This is a genomic window from Lentzea sp. NPDC060358, from assembly GCF_042725365.1.
GTDB lineage: Bacteria > Actinomycetota > Actinomycetes > Mycobacteriales > Pseudonocardiaceae > Lentzea.
Map to the genome: position 1 here is coordinate 1 of NZ_JBHXCW010000039.1, position 14,035 is coordinate 14,035.

A 14,035-nucleotide genomic window follows, 5' to 3' on the forward strand; every position below is an offset into this window, starting at 1 on the left:
GGCTCGTCGACCTCGACGACGAGCCGCGTGTACCGCTCGTCGCTCAGCTCCACGACCACGGCCTTCCGCGCGTCGCGCACGGCCCAGAAGACCTTCTCGCCGTCCTGGTGGAACGTGCCCGCGGTGATCACGCCGGGCACGTGCGTGCCGGGCGCCCGGAGCCCCTTCGGCTCACCGAGGATGCCGGGGTCCACCGTGGCGCCCCGCACGTGCGCCAGCGGGATCGTCAGCCGGCTCTTCAACGCCCACAGCTTGTCCATCCCCTCCATCTCCACCACGAGGTCCTGTCCCTGCACGCTGATCACGGCCATGTCAGTTCTCCCTGCCCTGCGCCGGTTCCGGCGCGTCGTCGAGTGGAGGGACGCCGGTCTGCTCGCGCGAGGTCGCCGCCCGCCGCCGCAGCCACTGCCCCACCAGCGCCTCGGTGGCGCGGGGGTCCCCCGTCGCCGCGTCGACCTCGGCGAGCACCGCCGCCACGAGGTCCGCGACCTCGGGGTCGTCCGGCGCCCGGTCCACCGCGGCGACCAGCAGCAGGTCCCAGGCGGGCTCCCCGGCCGGCTCCGCCAGCCACGGCCGGACGTCGCGGTCGACGTGGTGGCGCAGCGCCGCCAGGTAGAGACCGCGCTTGCTGCCGAACACGCCGTAGAGGCTGTTGCGGTGCACTCCGAGGTGCGTGACCAGGTCGTCGATCGAGACGCCGTCGTAGGCGCGGCGGGCGAACAGCTCCGCCGCCGCCTCCACGGCCTCGTCCACGTCGAATGACCTCCGTCGTCCCATGCGACAACCCTAGCGTTTTCGGGAACGATCAGTCAAGAACAACCGTTCCCGAAAACGCGGCTTGCCCGCGGACGCACCGTTCGTGCCGATCCACGCAGCGGGTACTGGATCTAATGGCCGTATCCGGTCACTATGTGCGCTGAGCCGTCGAAACACGAACAAGGGGAGTGCGCCCGTGGTCAGGGTGGACAACGTGGACGAGGCCGAGCGCTTGAAGAAGTCCTTCCGGGACGAGGGCGTCCTCGAGGTCGTGGGTCCGGTGACCGGCACCGGCCTGGTGGGCATCCCGACGACGAGCGCGGACAGCATCGCGATCGATCCCGGCGACTTCGACCAGGCGATCGGGCTGCTGCGCCGCCGGCGCGACGAGCTGGCGGGCCACCTGGCCGACAGCGCCGTCCTCGCGACGCCGCTCACCGACGGCACGGGGCCGGTGGCGCTGCACATGCGCAAGGCGTTCGGGTTGCGCGCCCGCGACACCGAGGGCGGTGTCCGGGCCTCGCTGACCTCCTACGTGCAGCAGCTCGACCTGGTGATCCAGGCGCTGGAGACGGTGAAGAAGACGCACGTGGACGTGGACGAGAGCACGGCGGCGACGTTCGAGGGGCGGGCATGAGCGGGCGCGACAGGGGCTACTACTCCGAGGAGCACAAGCAGTCCAGGCGGCAGGCCCGGCGGGAGCGGCGGCTGCGCGCGCAACGCCGCCGCAACCGGCACGAGGACGCGTTCGACTCCGGCACCATCCGCTGGGACGCCTACACCCACCAGCAGATGTGGGACATGGTCCACGCGGCGGACGTGCCGGGGATGTCCGTGCGCAGCAGCGAGTGGCAGCAGCTCGCGCCCCGGCTGCGCGGCACGTCCCGCTCCGTGCAGGACGTCGTCAACCGGCTCACCTCGTCCTGGCGCGGGCCGTCGGCGGAGCTCGCCACGCAGGCGGCCGCGGTGCTGACCTCGTGGGGTGAGACCGTCGGCGACTCCTCCGAACGGGTCGCACGCGGCCTCGAGAACTACACGTCGGTGCTGCAGGAGACGAAGCGGCGACTGCCCGAACCCGTGCACTACTGGGCCGAGAAGCACTTCCGGGACGGCTACGACGTCGCGGTGCTCGACGGCCCGCAGGGCTTGAACCTGCTGGAACAGCTGACCGACGACCACATGCCGACCAAGGCCGAGGCCCGCAACGCCAAGGCGGAGGCCGTGGCGGTCATGCAGGTCTACGAGAGCGAGAGCCGCAACACCCGCAGCACCCTCCCAACGTTCGACACGGCACCGGAGGTCACGCAGCCGCCGGCGCCCGTGTCCCCTCCCCCGCCACCGCCGCCGCCCGTTCCGCTGCCGCCCGAGCGCACACCGGAGCAGACGCCGCGGCCACCGCAGCCGGTGCCGGTGCCGGAGGTGCGCCCGCCGGCCGCCGAGATCGACGACCGCACGTCGGTGGCCTCGTTCGGCCCCTCGGGCGTGGGGGCCGGCGCGACGGCGTTCGGCGCAGTGGGCGGCGGCGGGACGGGCGGCGGATTCCACGGCACCACCGCGGTGACGCCGGGCGGGACCTCTCCGGGCGTGCTGGGCGCGACCGGCCCCGGAGTACCGGGCGGTGCCGCGGGGGTGCTCGGCCAGCAGGCCGGCGGCACCGCGGCGGGTCAGGGCGGGCGTGGTCCCGCGGGCGGTTCCGCGGCGGGCGGGTACGGCATGGCGCCGCCCGCAGCCGGCGCCAAGGGCGAGGAGGACGGCCGGCACACCAACCGGTACGCGGGGCGGACGGACTTCCTGGACGACATCCCGCCGGGGGTGCCGCCGGTGCTGGGCGAATGAGGGACGGCTACGTCGTCGACCTGGCCGCCGTCGAGGTGACGGCGGCACGGCTGGACGACGCGGGCGACGCGCTCGCCGAGGTGGTCGCGGCGCTCGGCACGGGCTCCGGCGCAGACCTGGGGCCGGGCGTCACGGAGGCCGCGGACGAGCTGCTGCGCTCGTGGGAGGAGCGGCTGGCCGCGCTCCGCACCGCCGTCGGAGACGCCGCCGGCGAGCTCCGGTCGGCCGGAACCGCCTACCGCGACGCCGACGAGCTGCGCCATGGCTGACTACCGCGGTCTCGGCTTCGACCCGGCGCCGGGCGACGCGGGAGCCGTCGCCGCGGCGAGCGCGCGGTGCCGGCACCTGGTCGAGCTCCCGGCCCCGCCGGCGGGCTGGGAGGGGGCCGCGGCCGACGCGTTCGCGGCACGGCTGGCCGGTCTGCGCGACGACCTGGAGACGGCGCGGCGCACGCTGGGCACGGCCGCCGGCACCTTGGACGACTGGGCGGGGACGGTGCTGGCGAACCAGCGCAGGGCAGAGGAACTGGACCGGCGTGCGCGGTCGTTGCGCGGCGCGGCCGAGGACGCGGACAACGACGTGGTGCAGGCGTCGTTCCGCGGCGGTCCGGACCACGTGGCCGCGACGGCGCGGCTGGAGGAGCTGCGCCGCGAGCTCGACGGCGTGCTGGCGGCGGCGCGGGACCTGGAGGCCGACCACCGCAGCGCGGCCCGGCGGGTGGCGGACCGGCTGCGCCACCTCCTCTCCGGCGGGACCGAGGCCGTCCCGAGCCGCGACGAGCTGTTCGGCGGCGTCGTGCAGGCGCTGACCTCGTACTCCGCGCTGGGCAGCCAGCTCTCCGGGGTGCTGCTCACCCCCGCGCGCGCCTCCAGCGCACCCCCCGGTGCAGCGGCCGCCTTCGTCTCGGCACTCGGTGATCGGTGAGACTCACTCCGGTACGGGGCGTCCTCCCGGTGTCCGTCGGCTCCGCCGAAGCGACCTCCGCCGAGCTGCTGTCGGTGCTGCGGCGGCTGCGCGGCCCGGACCGGGCGCGCGACCCCGGCCTCGAGATCGCGGCCGCTCAGGCCGCCGAGCTGGCGCAACGCCACGACGCCGGGGTCGTGGCGGTCGTCGAGCACCCCGACGCCGACCCGGCCGTGCTGGTGGCGGGTCTGGTCGCGGTCGAACGCGTGCTGACGCCCGAGGCCGCGCGGGAGCTGTGCTTCCACCTCGCCGACGCCGGTGGCCCCGGCATCACGGAGCTGACCAGCGGCCAGACGGCGCGGGGTTACCCGGCGGTGATCGTCGAGCGGGTGCCGGCGACCGGGGTCGGGGCGCAGCTGCAGATCGTCGTGCCCGATCCCGCCCGCCCGCGGATCGCCGTGTTCACCCTGCACTCCCCCACCGGACGCGGGTGGCTGGAACTGGCCGGGATCGCCGGCCGGTTCGTCAACGGCGTGGAGTTCACCGGCCCGCACCTCACCGGGGCAGGGCTTGCCGCCGGTACTCGGTCGGCGGCTGCCCCACCAGCGCGCGGAAGGCCCGGGAGAAGTGCGTCGCACTGACGAACCCGCAGTCGCGGGAGATCTCGCCGACGCCGCGGTCGGCCCGCGCCGGGTCGGCCAGCAGCGCCTTCGCGCGGTCGATGCGCAGCATCTTGATGCGCTCGGCGACGTTCGGCTCGCCCTCGAACACCTGGTAGAGCCGGCGCAGCGAGATGTTCAGCGCCTTGGCGACCTCGCCGGGGGTGAGGGACGCCTCGCCGAGGTGCGCGCGGATGTGCTCGAGCGCGGCGCGCCGGTGCCCGGTGGTGATGTCGGCGCGTTCCAGCTCCTCGCGCAACGCGCTGCGCAGCACCATCTCCGCCAGCCCGACCAGGTGGTGCGCCACGCCGACCGGGTCCAGCACGTCCCGCGCGGCGAGGACGTGCCCGACCGCGCTCGAGAACGCGGCGCGCAGGCCGTCGCCGACCTGCACGGGCTGGAACATGAGCCGGCGCAGGTCGGTGAACCCCGTCGACAGCCTCGACTCCGGCACGGTCAGCATGATCGTGCCGACGGGCAGCACGTGCAGCGAGCAGTCGCCGAACACGTGGGTGTTCTCGGGCACCGACCGGTGGACCGGGCACCGCATCAGCACCTGGACCGACTCGGGCGTGGCCGGCGCCCCGGTGAGGGCGGCCCTGGCCGCGGCCGCACCGGACGCGCGCACGACCAGCACCCCGCTCACGACCTCCGCGTCCCGCTGCACGCGGACAAGATTAACCACGGGAGTATCGATGGCACGGCGTTCACCGGAGACCGGGGCGGTCGTCCTGTCCCACGTCGAGTTCGACCTGGTGTGGGAGGACCTCGGCTTCGGCGACCTGCCCCTGGCGCTCGACGTGCCGTCGCACGGCGCGACCGAGGACGAGCGCGACGAGCTGGGCACGGAGGTGTTCGCGTCGCTGGCGCGCGCCGGCCTGGTCCTGGACTCCGACGTCGACCCCGAGCTGGAGGAACTGCTCGGGATGCTGCACCACCACACGGTGTCCGTCGACGCGCTGGTGTTCGGTGACCAGCCGTGGCGCGTGCTCGCCGCGGTGCGCGGCAGCCGGGGTGTGCTGGCCGTGCTGAACTCCGACGAACTGGCCCTCGAACCCTTCCCGGCGGACGGCCTGGTGCGCGCGGTGGTGCGGCTGCTCGGCGACAGTCCCGCCGGTCCCGGCGAGCAGGTGCTGCTGCCGCGCGCGGCGTACTCGGCGGCGCTGCGGGGCTACGCGGACAGCGGCTACAGCGGTCTGGAACGAGCGCTGGCCGACGCCGGCGTGCGGGGCAGCGCGACGCGCCCGCTGGTGACCATCGCGGAGGCGGGCAGGCTGGGCGCGGGCCAGCTGGCCGTGACCGGGGCCCGCGGCCGGTCGCCGGTGCTCACCTGGTCCGACACGACCGCGGGCCGGTACGCCGTCACGACCGAGCAGGTCCGCGACGAGCAGTGGGTCCGGGTGGTCCCCGCGGACCAGGTCTGGTTCGCGCGCCGCCTCACCGACCTGGTGGCGGCGGCGCAGTAGGCCGCCCGCGAGGGGTGAAGGGGCTGGGTGGCGGCGGGTCGGCGCGGCAGGTCGGGCGGCGCAGCAGGTCGGGCCGCCGGTGGCGCGTGCGACCCGGCCAACGCCACCGACCAGCGGCCCAGCGGGGCCACCGGCCCGACCCGCCCAGCGGCGCCCACGGCGGGCACCACCCGCCCCAGCAAGCGGCCCGGCCAGCCGCACCCACGCCAAGCACCACCGCCGAGCGCCCCGGTCGCCGCAGCACCCAACCCGGCCAACACCGCGGCCGCCAGCTCAGGCCACCGGCAGCGCGACCGGCTCCTCCAGCACGACCGCCAGCACCTCGGCGCCCGCCGCCAGCGCGTCCTCGGCGGCGTAGGCGGTGAGCCGGCTCAGGCACTCGGCCAGCGCGACGGGCCTCAGCTCCATCGCGCGCGGGCCGAGTTCGAGGCCGACGAGCTTGCCGTGCAGGTCGACCGTCACCGCGACGTCGTCCTCGCGCGCGGTGCGGGTGATCGCGTCCAGCGCGGCGCGCAGGCCGAGGGGTGCGCGGTCCTCGTCCTCGGCCAGTTCGTCGTCGAGGGACCGGGGTTCGGGTGTCATCGGACCATCCAGCTCTCGGGTGTGGTGGACTCGATCTCCTCGGTGAGCTCGGCGGCGACGGGCAGGCCGAGCGTCTCCAGGTGCTCGTCGCCGAGCAGGTGCCGGGCCCGTTCGTTGGCCCGCGCGGTGGCGATCCGCACCAGGGTGAGGATCTCGTCGGCCAGCGCGGCGCGGCCGAGGCGCATCGACCGCTCGGTGAGGGTCAGGGCGCGCAGGCCGCCGCCCACGCCGACCTCGATCGCGATTCCCGTGGCGTGCTGGGCTTTTCCGGTGGTCACGGGTGCACCCCTCCGTAGAACTTCGTGCCGCTGAGCTGGTGGGTGTTGCGGCGCACCTGGTCGCCGGAGTTGCCCTCGATCAGCGTGACGGTGTCGCCGTCGACCTTCTCGACGATGCCGATGTGCTTGCTGGTGGCCGGGCTCTGCGGGCCGGTGCCGAACAGCAGCACGTCGCCGGGCCGCACGTTCTTCCTCAGGTCGCCGTTGCCGTAGGCCTTGCCGTGCCGCTGCCCCCAGCGGTAGACGTCGCCGGTGAAGGGCAGGACCGGGATGTCCACCCCGGCCTTGCGCCACATCGCCGTGGCGAACGACGAACACCAGAACGTCCTGGGCCCGTAGGGGTTCCGGTTGCTCCCGGGTGGACTCTCGCGCGTGCCGATCTCGCCGCGCGCGGCGGACACGATCTTGCTCGCCTTCGCGCCGGACGGCTTGGTCGCGCCGCCACGGGCGGTGCGGGGGTCGGCGATCCTGTCGCCCTCGATCTCCTTCTCCAGCGCCCGCAGCTTGCGCTTGGCCTCCTCCAGCTCGGCCTTGACCTGCCGCACGGTGCGCACCGACTCGCGGGTGTAGCGGGGTTCGAGGTCGGCCGCGGCGGCGACCGCCTTCATCAGCGCGGCCTGCGACCCGCTCGCCACGCCCGCCTGCAGCAGTGCGGCGGCCCTGGTGACGTACTCGTCGACCAGGCGTTGCGCGGCCGCGTGCCCGGTGACCAGCGCACTGGTCGCCCCGGCCACCACCTTCTCGGCCTCGGTGCTGATCGTCGCGGTCGTCCCGATCTGCTTCGCGAGCCGGTCGGAGCGCCGTTCGAACTGCTCGGAGTTCGCGCCCCGCCACTGGTCGAGCGCGGTGCCGGCGGCTTTGCGCACGGCGTCGCGCTGGTCCTGCAGCGCGCCGCCCGCCTGGTGCAGCGCGAACTGGACGCGCATCGCGTCGTCGGCCTTCCCCGCCAGCGCGTTGCGGTGCCCGATCATCCGTTCGGCGAACTGGCGGGCGATCGCTCGTGGGTCCACGTCATCCTCGCTTGAAGTCGTCGGCGGTCGCGTCGTCCTGCGCGCGGTAGGTGTGCGCCATGCGCCCGGCGGAGCGCGCCAGCCGGTCCGCGTTGCGGCCGACGCCGGTGACCTGCCGGTGCAGCGCGGCCCCGAAGGTCTCGAGCGCCGAGGCGAACCCGGTGTGCTCGCCGATCCGCCCGAAGCCGCTGCCGGCGATCTCCCGGACCTCCCGCACGTGCCGGGTGCCGATGGCCGTGAGGTCGTCCGCGATGTCCCGGCCCTGCTTGACGTACCGGTCGAGCGCCGCCGGGTCCACGGCGAACCCGCCGCTCCCCCGCCCGCCACCCGGCGGGGACGCAGGTGCGGCCTTGGTGCCCTGGGCGGCCCGGCGCGCGACATCGAGGTACTTGCGGTAGGCGCCGTTGGTGTAGGTGGACCAGGGAGTCCACGACTTGCCGTCCTGCGACAGCGCGTTGGCAACCTCGGCGTTGACGCGCGAGTCGAACAGCTCGCGGTTGGAGTCGAGTCCGTGCTGCCGGCGCCGCTCGGGACCCATCGCGCCGAGCATGTTGATCTGCCAGAGGCCGTAGGAGTCGTCCGGCGGCCTGGCGTTGTGCGCTCGCGGGTCCCCGCCGGACTCGGCGAGGGCGACGGCGACCGCGATCGTGAGGCCCTGGCCTTCGAACCCGGCGGCGCGGGCGTGCTGGGCGATCTGCTCGGGGCTCAACCTGCTCATGAGGTCAGCCTGACCGGTCGCCGGTCGCCGCGACATCGGCGTTGCGCGCTGGGACAGCAGCGCTGCGCGGCGGGACCAGCCTCAGGAGGCGAGCGCGCCGCCCAGCGGCAGGGGCCGTGCCCTCTCGACCGCGTACCGGTGGGTCGTCGCGAGGATCCAGGTCGCGGCCCGCGCGCGCCTGGGGTCGAACCCGCCGGCGGTCCGCCAGACCTCGAGCATGACCTCCTGGAACACCGCCTCCGTGCGCGCCTGGTCGGACACCACCCGGCGGACCAGGCCGAACACCGAGGCCCCGACGGAGTCGTACAGGCGCCCGAAGGCCTCCTCGTCGCGGCCGGCGACCCGCAGCAGCAGGTCGTCGAGGCCTTCCTGCTCGCCGGCTCGCAGGGACACGACCGTCTGCTTCCGATCCCGGATCCGCACAACGTTCCCCTTCGCCGCGTGCACGACCTCGGTTGCGAGTCGTGACCCACCCGGCTACCCGTCCGGCCGCCCTGGTCAAACTCATAGCCGATCGATGATTTCCGCGGTGGCGGCTCACGCGAGCGGCGCGTCGCCCAGTTCCGCCCTCATCAGCCTGCGCGCGTCGTGGATGCGCGACTTCACCGTGCTCACCGGCACGCCCAGCACCTCGGCGATCTCGGCGTGGGCGAGCTTGCAGACGTCCCGGTGGACCAGGGCCTCCGCCAGGTGCGGGTGGCGCAGGTGCAGCCGTTCCAGCGCGTCCAGCAGGTCCAGGCGCGACCCGGCGATCACGCTGGTGCGCCGGGGGTCCACGAGGTCGCCGGGCTCCCGCGGCGGTACCGCGGCCTCGTCCCTGCGCACCTGCCGGAACCGCTGCCGCGCCACGGTCACGACCACGCCGTAGCTCCAGCCGCGGAAGGTGTCCCCGGCGGGCTTCGCTTCCAGCGTCGCGGCCACGCGCAGCAGCGCCTCCTGCGCGGCGTCCTCCACGTCCTCCGGCCGGTCGAGGAACCGCCCGCAGGTCCGCAGCACCCCGGGGCGCACCCGTGTCAGCAGGTCGTTCAGCGCGGCCGCGTCACCCCGGCCCGCCGCGGCGGCGAGCGCGTCGAGGTCCTTCTCCGGTGCGAGCACGTGCTCCCCGTTCAGAAGACGTCGGACGCCGCGAACTGCGTGACGTCGAGGCGGCCGTGGTCGCACACGGTCAGTTGCAGGGGCAGGTCGAGGTGGTCCACGTCGCCCGGCGGACTGACGCGCAGCCCGCCCGACGGAGGCCGGCACGGTCCGGTCTCCGGTTCGTCCCCGGTCGCGACGGAGGTGTAGGACACCCTGGCGTAGGCCGGTTTCCCCGGCGCCAGCACCGCGGTGTCCATGGTGGACCAGACGGTGTTGTGCTGCACCGCGCTCATCGTCCGGCCGGTGCCGTCGAGCAGCGCGTAGGTGCCGAACCCGAGCACCGAGCACGGTGCCGTGCCGGAGTTGGTGAGCAGGACGAGGAAGCCGTGGTGGCCCGCGGCGTTGAACCGCCCCGGCGGGAACTCGAGCCGCCCGCTGAGCTCCCGCGTGCGGCACGGCAACACAGAGGCGACCGGCGGCGCGGTGGCCGAGGGGGAACTCGGCGGGACCGCACCGGAGGTCGGCGGCACCGGCGAGGAGGACGGCGCGACAGTGGACGACGAGGGCGCCGGGACCGGCGAGGCCGGCGTCGGCGAGGCCGGGGCGGGCGCCAGGGCCAGCGGTGACGGGTCGCCGGCCAGCACGGTGGAGGGTTGCGCGGGCGGCACCGCCACCAGCGCCAGAGCGACCACCGCGACGACCACCGCGGCGACTCCGGCGAGCGGCGCCCAGAACCGCATTCCGGACACGCGCATTTCCCGTCCTCGCGATTGTCGGCCGCACTCCGCACTTCGACCGTACCAGCCTGTTTCCGCCGCATCGGAATTGCGCGGCGCACGCGGAAAAGCACGGCGTGCGCGGTGCTGCGATGCTGGCGGCATGAGCACCGCCCGGCCTTCCGTGCACGACCGCTTCCACCTGGAGGGGCTGCTGGGCGTCGGCGGGTTCGCCTCGGTGTGGACGGCTCGCGACACCGTGCTGGACACCGCGGTCGCGGTCAAGGTGCTCGCCGACAACTGGACCGCGGTCCCCGAGATCCGCGCGCGGTTCCTCGACGAGGTCCGGATGCTGCGCCGGGTCTCGTCCCCGCACGTCGTGCGCGTCTACGACCTGGCGGTCTCGGACGCCGGACGCCCGTACTTCGCCATGGAGCTGGCCGACCGCGGCACCCTGGAGGACCGCGCCGCGGGCACGCCGATGCCCCTCGCCGAGGCACTCGACGTGCTGCGCCAGGTCACCGCCGGTGTGGCGGCGCTGCACCGGACCGGGGTCGTCCATCGCGACCTCAAGCCGTCGAACGTGCTGCTGCGCTGGGACACCGAGGCGCGGCGCGAGGTCGCGGTGGTCGCCGACCTGGGCCTCGGGAAGTCGCTGGCCGACGGCTCCGGTTTCACCGTGGCGGCCGGATCGTCCGGGTACGCCGCCCCCGAGCAGCGCCGCCTCGGGGGCGGCATCGGCCCCCGGTCCGACGTCTACGCCCTCGGCGCCCTCGCCTACCGGCTGCTGACCGGCGCGAACCCGCCGGAGCAGCCACCCGGCCCGCGGAGCCTGCGGTCCCTGCCCGCCGGGCTGGGTGCGGTGGTCGGCCGCGCGATGGCACCCCTGGCGGCGGACCGGTGGCCGAGCGCCGAGGCGTTCGGGGCGGCCGTCGACCGGTCCGCGGCAGGCCGCGGCCGGTCCCGCAGGGCCCGAGCGGCACTGGTGCTGCCGCCGGTGGCCCTCGTGCTGGCCCTCGCGGCCGCCGACGGCGTGCCGGGCGCCGCCGAGAAGACCGTCACGTCGGCCGACGGCGCGCTGAGCGTCACCGTGCCCGCGTCCTGGAGCAGGCAGGTCCGGCTCGGCGGCTGGGACCCCGGGGGCGCGGACCGGGAGCCCGCGGTCGAGGCGGCGCCGGACCTCGGCCGCTTCCACGACCTCGCCGTGGCCGCGCCAGGGGTGTTCGTCGGCCGCATCGGCCGGGACCAGGCCGGACAGTGGCGGTGGCAGTCCCCTCCGACCGGCTGCGGGAGTCCCGAGCAGACCCGCTTCACCTCGCCGGACTTCTCCGGGGAGCTCCGGTACTGGCAGCGGTGCTCCGGTCCCGGTCTCGGCGAGGCCGTCCTGACCGGCACGGGCCCGGACGCCCCCGTTCTCGTCGTGCAGGTCCGGGGCGAGCACCGCGATGTTCAACGGTTGCTGACCGCAATGCGCGCCAAATGAGATGACCCGCGACGGTTTCCGGCCACTTTTGCGGGCGGGAGTTGGCCGGTTGTGACGATTTTCAAGAAAGGTGTGCGGCGAATGGCAGCCGGGGCACCTCCTGGTGGAGCGGGATCGGTGGCGCGAGACGCGAGGAGCAGGTGCCGCGGCCGTCACCCCGGTGAGCGCGGTGCCGGTCCCGGCCGAGGAGAACAGGCAAGGAGCTCACCCATGCAGACCACCCGCACCACCGCAGTCGCCGCCGCCGTGGCCGCCGCCGCCCTGCTCGGCGGCTGCGCGGGCCAGAGCGGGGGCACCGCCTCGCCCGCCCCCTCCGCCTCGTCGTCCGCCTCGACCGCCCCCTCCCCGGTCGCGCCGGACACCCAGGCCGCGCAGCAGACACCGCAGAACACCGCGAGTGGTCCCGCCGCCTGCAAGTCGGCCGACCTCGGCCTCGGCCTCACCCCGGAGGAGGGCGGGGGCGGCATGAACAAGTCCCGGTACCTGCTCGCGTTCACGAACAAGGGCGCGGCGCCGTGCACGCTGTTCGGGTTCCCCGGCGTCTCCTTCGTGACCGGCGACAGCGGCACGCAGGTCGGCGCGCCCGCGACCAAGGAGGACGGCACCCCGGCCTCGGTGACGCTGGCGCCTGGTGCGAGCGCCTCGAGCCACCTGACGATCACGAACGCGGGCGTCTACGACCCGGCCCAGTGCGCCCCGGCCGACGTCCGCGGCCTGCGGATCTACCCGCCGGGTGAGACCGCGGCCATGTTCCTGCCGAAGGAGCAGCAGGCCTGCTCGGCCGCCGACAGGTCGCTTCTCTCCGTCGGACCCGTTCAGTCCTGACGCGCGGGTGCTCCGCCGTCCACATCGGACGGCGGGGCACCGCGGGCGGTCAGACCGCTCGGGCGATGGCGATGTTGCCCGCCAGCCGGTCCCCCGCCTCGTAGATCATGTACTCGCGGCCCTGGTAGGTGCCGAACGACGGGGCCGCCGACCTGCCGTTGTCCGGTGAGCCGGACAGCGAGTCGTGGAAGACGCCCAGGTGCCGGCGCAGTGAGAAGTCACGCCCCACCTCGGTGACGAGGATGTTGCCACCGCTGCCGATGTCGGTGTTGTAGACGACGTAGACGCTGTCATTGCGGAACAACAGGTGCGGCCCGCCGACGTTGACCGCGCCGACGTCCTGGTGCCGGATCAGCGGCGTCTGCGAGAACGTCCAGTCGCGGGCGTTCGCCGACCAGCCCCAGCCGATGTCGCGCCGGTTGCTCTGGTTGTTGAGCATGAACACCATCACGTACCGGGCGCCGCGCGAGGTCAGGTCGTGCCGGAACACCCTGGCGTACGAGGTCTCCGTGGTCCCCGCCGGTTGCAGCCGGGTGGACAGGACCTCCTTCTCGTAGGTGAAGTCGATGCCGTTGGCGGAGCTCGCCAGCCGGGTCACCGTGTTCTCGCCGTGGAAGTACAGGTACATGCGCTTCACGTCGTCGTTCCACATCGCGTGCGGCGAGGACACGTGCGAGACGCTGTACTCGCCGGGCCAGCTCCGCGAGATGATCGGGTTGCCCGGGTACTCCGTGAACTCCTCGTCGAGCGAGTTCGCGTACGCCAGGCAGATCCCGCCGGGCGCGTCGTGCGGCGCGTAGTAGAGGTAGTAGGCGGCCCGCGCACCCGCGATCCGGTCCCTGGTGCCGCGGATGGTCGGGAAGATCAGCTCACCGGTCGGGTTGTAGCGCAGCTTGCTCTTCACCAGGGCGAGCCTCGTGTACCGGTAGTCCGGGAACCCGGCCGGAGCGGCGGTGGCGGTGCCGGCCGCTCCCGCCGTCGCGGACGTTCCGGCCAGCAGGGCGGCACCGCCGAGCAGCAGCCGGCGACGGTTCACTGTCATGGGAATGCTCCTCAGCGCTGGGGAATTCCTCTGTGGACGGTCAGTGGATCGTCATGCCGCAGGCCCGCAGGGCCTCGGTGACGGGCTGGTGGAAGGACCGGCCGCCGCTGGTGCGGTCACCGCTGCCGCCGCAGGTCAGGCCGAGCGCGGTGTCGCCGGCGAAGAGCGGCCCGCCGCTGTCGCCGCCCTGCACGCGTGCCGTCGTGCCGATCATGCCGGTCGCGGTGGTGCCGTCGACGTGGTTCACGGTGACGTCCAGGCCGGTGACCTCGCCCCGGTGGAACCCGGTGGTGCTGCCGCCGCGGCCGACGATCTGCCCGGCCACCGGCGTGCCGGCGCGGGCGATGTCGCGGCGCGTGCCGTCGTGGGGGTCGACCTCGCCGGGCCGGCTGACGTCGCCGGCGGCGAGGGTCGCGGCGCTGTGCCGGACGACCTTCGCGCGCGCCCCGGCCGCGGTGATGGTCTTCGCGGCGGCCGCACCGGTCACCGTGACGACGAGCCGCCCGCTCTCGTCGACGTAGGACCCGGCACTCGCGGCACCGAGCCGTGCTCGCAGCACCTCGGCGAGCCGCCCCGGCTCGGCGTGGGCGGCCGGCGCGCTCAGCGCGAGACCGGCCGCCGGCGCGGCGGCCACGAGAGTGGCGGTGCGACGCATTGGTTCTCCTCGGCTGTTCCGTGGCGCGA

General features: G+C 74.5%; 20 protein-coding genes. 8 read left to right on the forward strand and 12 right to left on the reverse strand.

Features of this window, described 5'->3' with window-relative positions:
* Together ACFWGZ_RS11490 and ACFWGZ_RS11495 are read right to left on the reverse strand one after the other, a co-directional pair.
* A partial coding sequence (locus ACFWGZ_RS11490; protein WP_382451383.1) for a hypothetical protein occupies nucleotides 1–311 on the reverse strand: 311 nt, incomplete at its 3' end.
* Nucleotide 312: 1 nt separating this feature from the next.
* Nucleotides 313–777, reverse strand: coding sequence for a TetR/AcrR family transcriptional regulator (locus tag ACFWGZ_RS11495; protein ID WP_382451384.1), 465 nt, complete (start codon nucleotides 775–777; stop codon nucleotides 313–315).
* A gap of 175 nt (nucleotides 778–952) precedes the next feature.
* On the opposite strand from ACFWGZ_RS11495, the gene ACFWGZ_RS11500 reads away from it, so the two are divergent.
* The 5 genes from ACFWGZ_RS11500 to ACFWGZ_RS11520 are packed head-to-tail and all read left to right on the forward strand — an operon-like array spanning nucleotide 953 to nucleotide 4,136.
* The gene (locus ACFWGZ_RS11500) at nucleotides 953–1,393 is read left to right on the forward strand and encodes a hypothetical protein (protein WP_382451385.1); all 441 of its coding nucleotides are present in this window, start codon (nucleotides 953–955) and stop codon (nucleotides 1,391–1,393) included.
* On the forward strand, nucleotides 1,390–2,592 hold the full coding sequence (locus tag ACFWGZ_RS11505) for a PPE domain-containing protein (RefSeq protein WP_382451386.1): 1,203 nt from the start codon (nucleotides 1,390–1,392) through the stop codon (nucleotides 2,590–2,592). The genes ACFWGZ_RS11500 and ACFWGZ_RS11505 overlap by 4 nt, the downstream gene beginning before the upstream one ends.
* Nucleotides 2,589–2,861: a hypothetical protein gene (locus ACFWGZ_RS11510; protein WP_382451387.1), complete on the forward strand. Its 273-nt coding sequence runs from the start codon at nucleotides 2,589–2,591 to the stop codon at nucleotides 2,859–2,861. Before ACFWGZ_RS11505 ends, ACFWGZ_RS11510 begins: the two co-directional genes overlap by 4 nt.
* On the forward strand, nucleotides 2,854–3,516 hold the full coding sequence (locus tag ACFWGZ_RS11515; protein WP_382451388.1) for a hypothetical protein: 663 nt from the start codon (nucleotides 2,854–2,856) through the stop codon (nucleotides 3,514–3,516). The genes ACFWGZ_RS11510 and ACFWGZ_RS11515 overlap by 8 nt, the downstream gene beginning before the upstream one ends.
* A complete protein-coding gene (locus tag ACFWGZ_RS11520) occupies nucleotides 3,513–4,136 on the forward strand; it encodes a hypothetical protein (RefSeq protein ID WP_382451389.1) in 624 nt (207 codons plus the stop codon). Before ACFWGZ_RS11515 ends, ACFWGZ_RS11520 begins: the two co-directional genes overlap by 4 nt.
* Here the strand turns inward: ACFWGZ_RS11520 and ACFWGZ_RS11525 are convergent.
* Nucleotides 4,051–4,821 carry a helix-turn-helix domain-containing protein gene (locus tag ACFWGZ_RS11525; protein WP_382451390.1) on the reverse strand — a complete coding sequence of 257 codons (771 nt, stop codon included), beginning with the start codon at nucleotides 4,819–4,821 and terminating at the stop codon, nucleotides 4,051–4,053. The two genes, ACFWGZ_RS11520 and ACFWGZ_RS11525, sit on opposite strands and share 86 nt — an antisense overlap.
* Before the next feature lie 28 nt (nucleotides 4,822–4,849).
* Between ACFWGZ_RS11525 and ACFWGZ_RS11530 the strand changes: the two genes are divergently transcribed.
* Nucleotides 4,850–5,620, forward strand: coding sequence for an ESX secretion-associated protein EspG (locus ACFWGZ_RS11530; RefSeq protein WP_382451391.1), 771 nt, complete (start codon nucleotides 4,850–4,852; stop codon nucleotides 5,618–5,620).
* 273 nt (nucleotides 5,621–5,893) lie between these two features.
* Here ACFWGZ_RS11530 and ACFWGZ_RS11535 read toward each other — a convergent pair whose 3' ends face one another.
* From ACFWGZ_RS11535 to ACFWGZ_RS11565, 7 genes are all read right to left on the reverse strand, one after another.
* A complete protein-coding gene (locus ACFWGZ_RS11535) occupies nucleotides 5,894–6,202 on the reverse strand; it encodes a hypothetical protein (protein ID WP_382451392.1) in 309 nt (102 codons plus the stop codon).
* Nucleotides 6,199–6,480 carry a YbaB/EbfC family DNA-binding protein gene (locus ACFWGZ_RS11540; protein WP_382451393.1) on the reverse strand — a complete coding sequence of 94 codons (282 nt, stop codon included), beginning with the start codon at nucleotides 6,478–6,480 and terminating at the stop codon, nucleotides 6,199–6,201. Before ACFWGZ_RS11540 ends, ACFWGZ_RS11535 begins: the two co-directional genes overlap by 4 nt.
* Nucleotides 6,477–7,490 (reverse strand): CHAP domain-containing protein, encoded by a 1,014-nt coding sequence (locus tag ACFWGZ_RS11545; RefSeq protein ID WP_382451394.1) that lies wholly within the window; start codon nucleotides 7,488–7,490, stop codon nucleotides 6,477–6,479. Before ACFWGZ_RS11545 ends, ACFWGZ_RS11540 begins: the two co-directional genes overlap by 4 nt.
* Nucleotide 7,491: 1 nt before the next feature.
* Nucleotides 7,492–8,208 (reverse strand): type VII secretion target, encoded by a 717-nt coding sequence (locus ACFWGZ_RS11550; RefSeq protein WP_382451395.1) that lies wholly within the window; start codon nucleotides 8,206–8,208, stop codon nucleotides 7,492–7,494.
* An 81-nt stretch (nucleotides 8,209–8,289) separates the two neighbouring features.
* On the reverse strand, nucleotides 8,290–8,601 hold the full coding sequence (locus ACFWGZ_RS11555; protein ID WP_382451396.1) for a sigma factor: 312 nt from the start codon (nucleotides 8,599–8,601) through the stop codon (nucleotides 8,290–8,292).
* A 144-nt stretch (nucleotides 8,602–8,745) separates the two neighbouring features.
* Nucleotides 8,746–9,303, reverse strand: coding sequence for an RNA polymerase sigma factor (locus tag ACFWGZ_RS11560; protein WP_382451397.1), 558 nt, complete (start codon nucleotides 9,301–9,303; stop codon nucleotides 8,746–8,748).
* 11 nt (nucleotides 9,304–9,314) lie between these two features.
* Entirely contained in the window at nucleotides 9,315–10,040 is a 726-nt protein-coding gene (locus tag ACFWGZ_RS11565; protein ID WP_382451398.1) for a DUF4232 domain-containing protein, read from the reverse strand.
* 124 nt (nucleotides 10,041–10,164) lie between these two features.
* Here ACFWGZ_RS11565 and ACFWGZ_RS11570 point away from each other — a divergent pair, with 124 nt between their 5' ends.
* Nucleotides 10,165–11,484 carry a serine/threonine-protein kinase gene (locus tag ACFWGZ_RS11570; protein ID WP_382451399.1) on the forward strand — a complete coding sequence of 440 codons (1,320 nt, stop codon included), beginning with the start codon at nucleotides 10,165–10,167 and terminating at the stop codon, nucleotides 11,482–11,484.
* A 210-nt stretch (nucleotides 11,485–11,694) separates the two neighbouring features.
* Complete coding sequence (locus ACFWGZ_RS11575) at nucleotides 11,695–12,309, forward strand: DUF4232 domain-containing protein (protein WP_382451400.1); 615 nt, start codon at nucleotides 11,695–11,697, stop codon at nucleotides 12,307–12,309.
* Between the two features lie 49 nt (nucleotides 12,310–12,358).
* On the opposite strand, the gene ACFWGZ_RS11580 is transcribed toward ACFWGZ_RS11575, so the two are convergent.
* Together ACFWGZ_RS11580 and ACFWGZ_RS11585 are read right to left on the reverse strand one after the other, a co-directional pair.
* On the reverse strand, nucleotides 12,359–13,351 hold the full coding sequence (locus tag ACFWGZ_RS11580; RefSeq protein WP_382451401.1) for a hypothetical protein: 993 nt from the start codon (nucleotides 13,349–13,351) through the stop codon (nucleotides 12,359–12,361).
* Nucleotides 13,352–13,391: 40 nt separating this feature from the next.
* Nucleotides 13,392–14,006, reverse strand: a complete 615-nt coding sequence (locus tag ACFWGZ_RS11585; RefSeq protein ID WP_382451402.1) for a S1 family peptidase — start codon at nucleotides 14,004–14,006, stop codon at nucleotides 13,392–13,394.
* Between the last annotated feature and the right edge of the window lie 29 nt (nucleotides 14,007–14,035).

What these genes read in the sequence shown, in the direction of transcription:
- ACFWGZ_RS11495 (WP_382451384.1), bottom strand. Translation starts at nt 777, where the DNA reads ATGGGACGACGGAGGTCATTCGACGTGGACGAGGCCGTGGAGGCGGCG.
- ACFWGZ_RS11505 (WP_382451386.1), top strand. Translation starts at nt 1,390, where the DNA reads ATGAGCGGGCGCGACAGGGGCTACTACTCCGAGGAGCACAAGCAGTCC.
- ACFWGZ_RS11510 (WP_382451387.1), top strand. Translation starts at nt 2,589, where the DNA reads ATGAGGGACGGCTACGTCGTCGACCTGGCCGCCGTCGAGGTGACGGCG.
- ACFWGZ_RS11515 (WP_382451388.1), top strand. Translation starts at nt 2,854, where the DNA reads ATGGCTGACTACCGCGGTCTCGGCTTCGACCCGGCGCCGGGCGACGCG.
- ACFWGZ_RS11530 (WP_382451391.1), top strand. Translation starts at nt 4,850, where the DNA reads ATGGCACGGCGTTCACCGGAGACCGGGGCGGTCGTCCTGTCCCACGTC.
- ACFWGZ_RS11535 (WP_382451392.1), bottom strand. Translation starts at nt 6,202, where the DNA reads ATGACACCCGAACCCCGGTCCCTCGACGACGAACTGGCCGAGGACGAG.
- ACFWGZ_RS11550 (WP_382451395.1), bottom strand. Translation starts at nt 8,208, where the DNA reads ATGAGCAGGTTGAGCCCCGAGCAGATCGCCCAGCACGCCCGCGCCGCC.
- ACFWGZ_RS11565 (WP_382451398.1), bottom strand. Translation starts at nt 10,040, where the DNA reads ATGCGCGTGTCCGGAATGCGGTTCTGGGCGCCGCTCGCCGGAGTCGCC.
- ACFWGZ_RS11570 (WP_382451399.1), top strand. Translation starts at nt 10,165, where the DNA reads ATGAGCACCGCCCGGCCTTCCGTGCACGACCGCTTCCACCTGGAGGGG.
- ACFWGZ_RS11575 (WP_382451400.1), top strand. Translation starts at nt 11,695, where the DNA reads ATGCAGACCACCCGCACCACCGCAGTCGCCGCCGCCGTGGCCGCCGCC.
- ACFWGZ_RS11580 (WP_382451401.1), bottom strand. Translation starts at nt 13,351, where the DNA reads ATGACAGTGAACCGTCGCCGGCTGCTGCTCGGCGGTGCCGCCCTGCTG.
- ACFWGZ_RS11585 (WP_382451402.1), bottom strand. Translation starts at nt 14,006, where the DNA reads ATGCGTCGCACCGCCACTCTCGTGGCCGCCGCGCCGGCGGCCGGTCTC.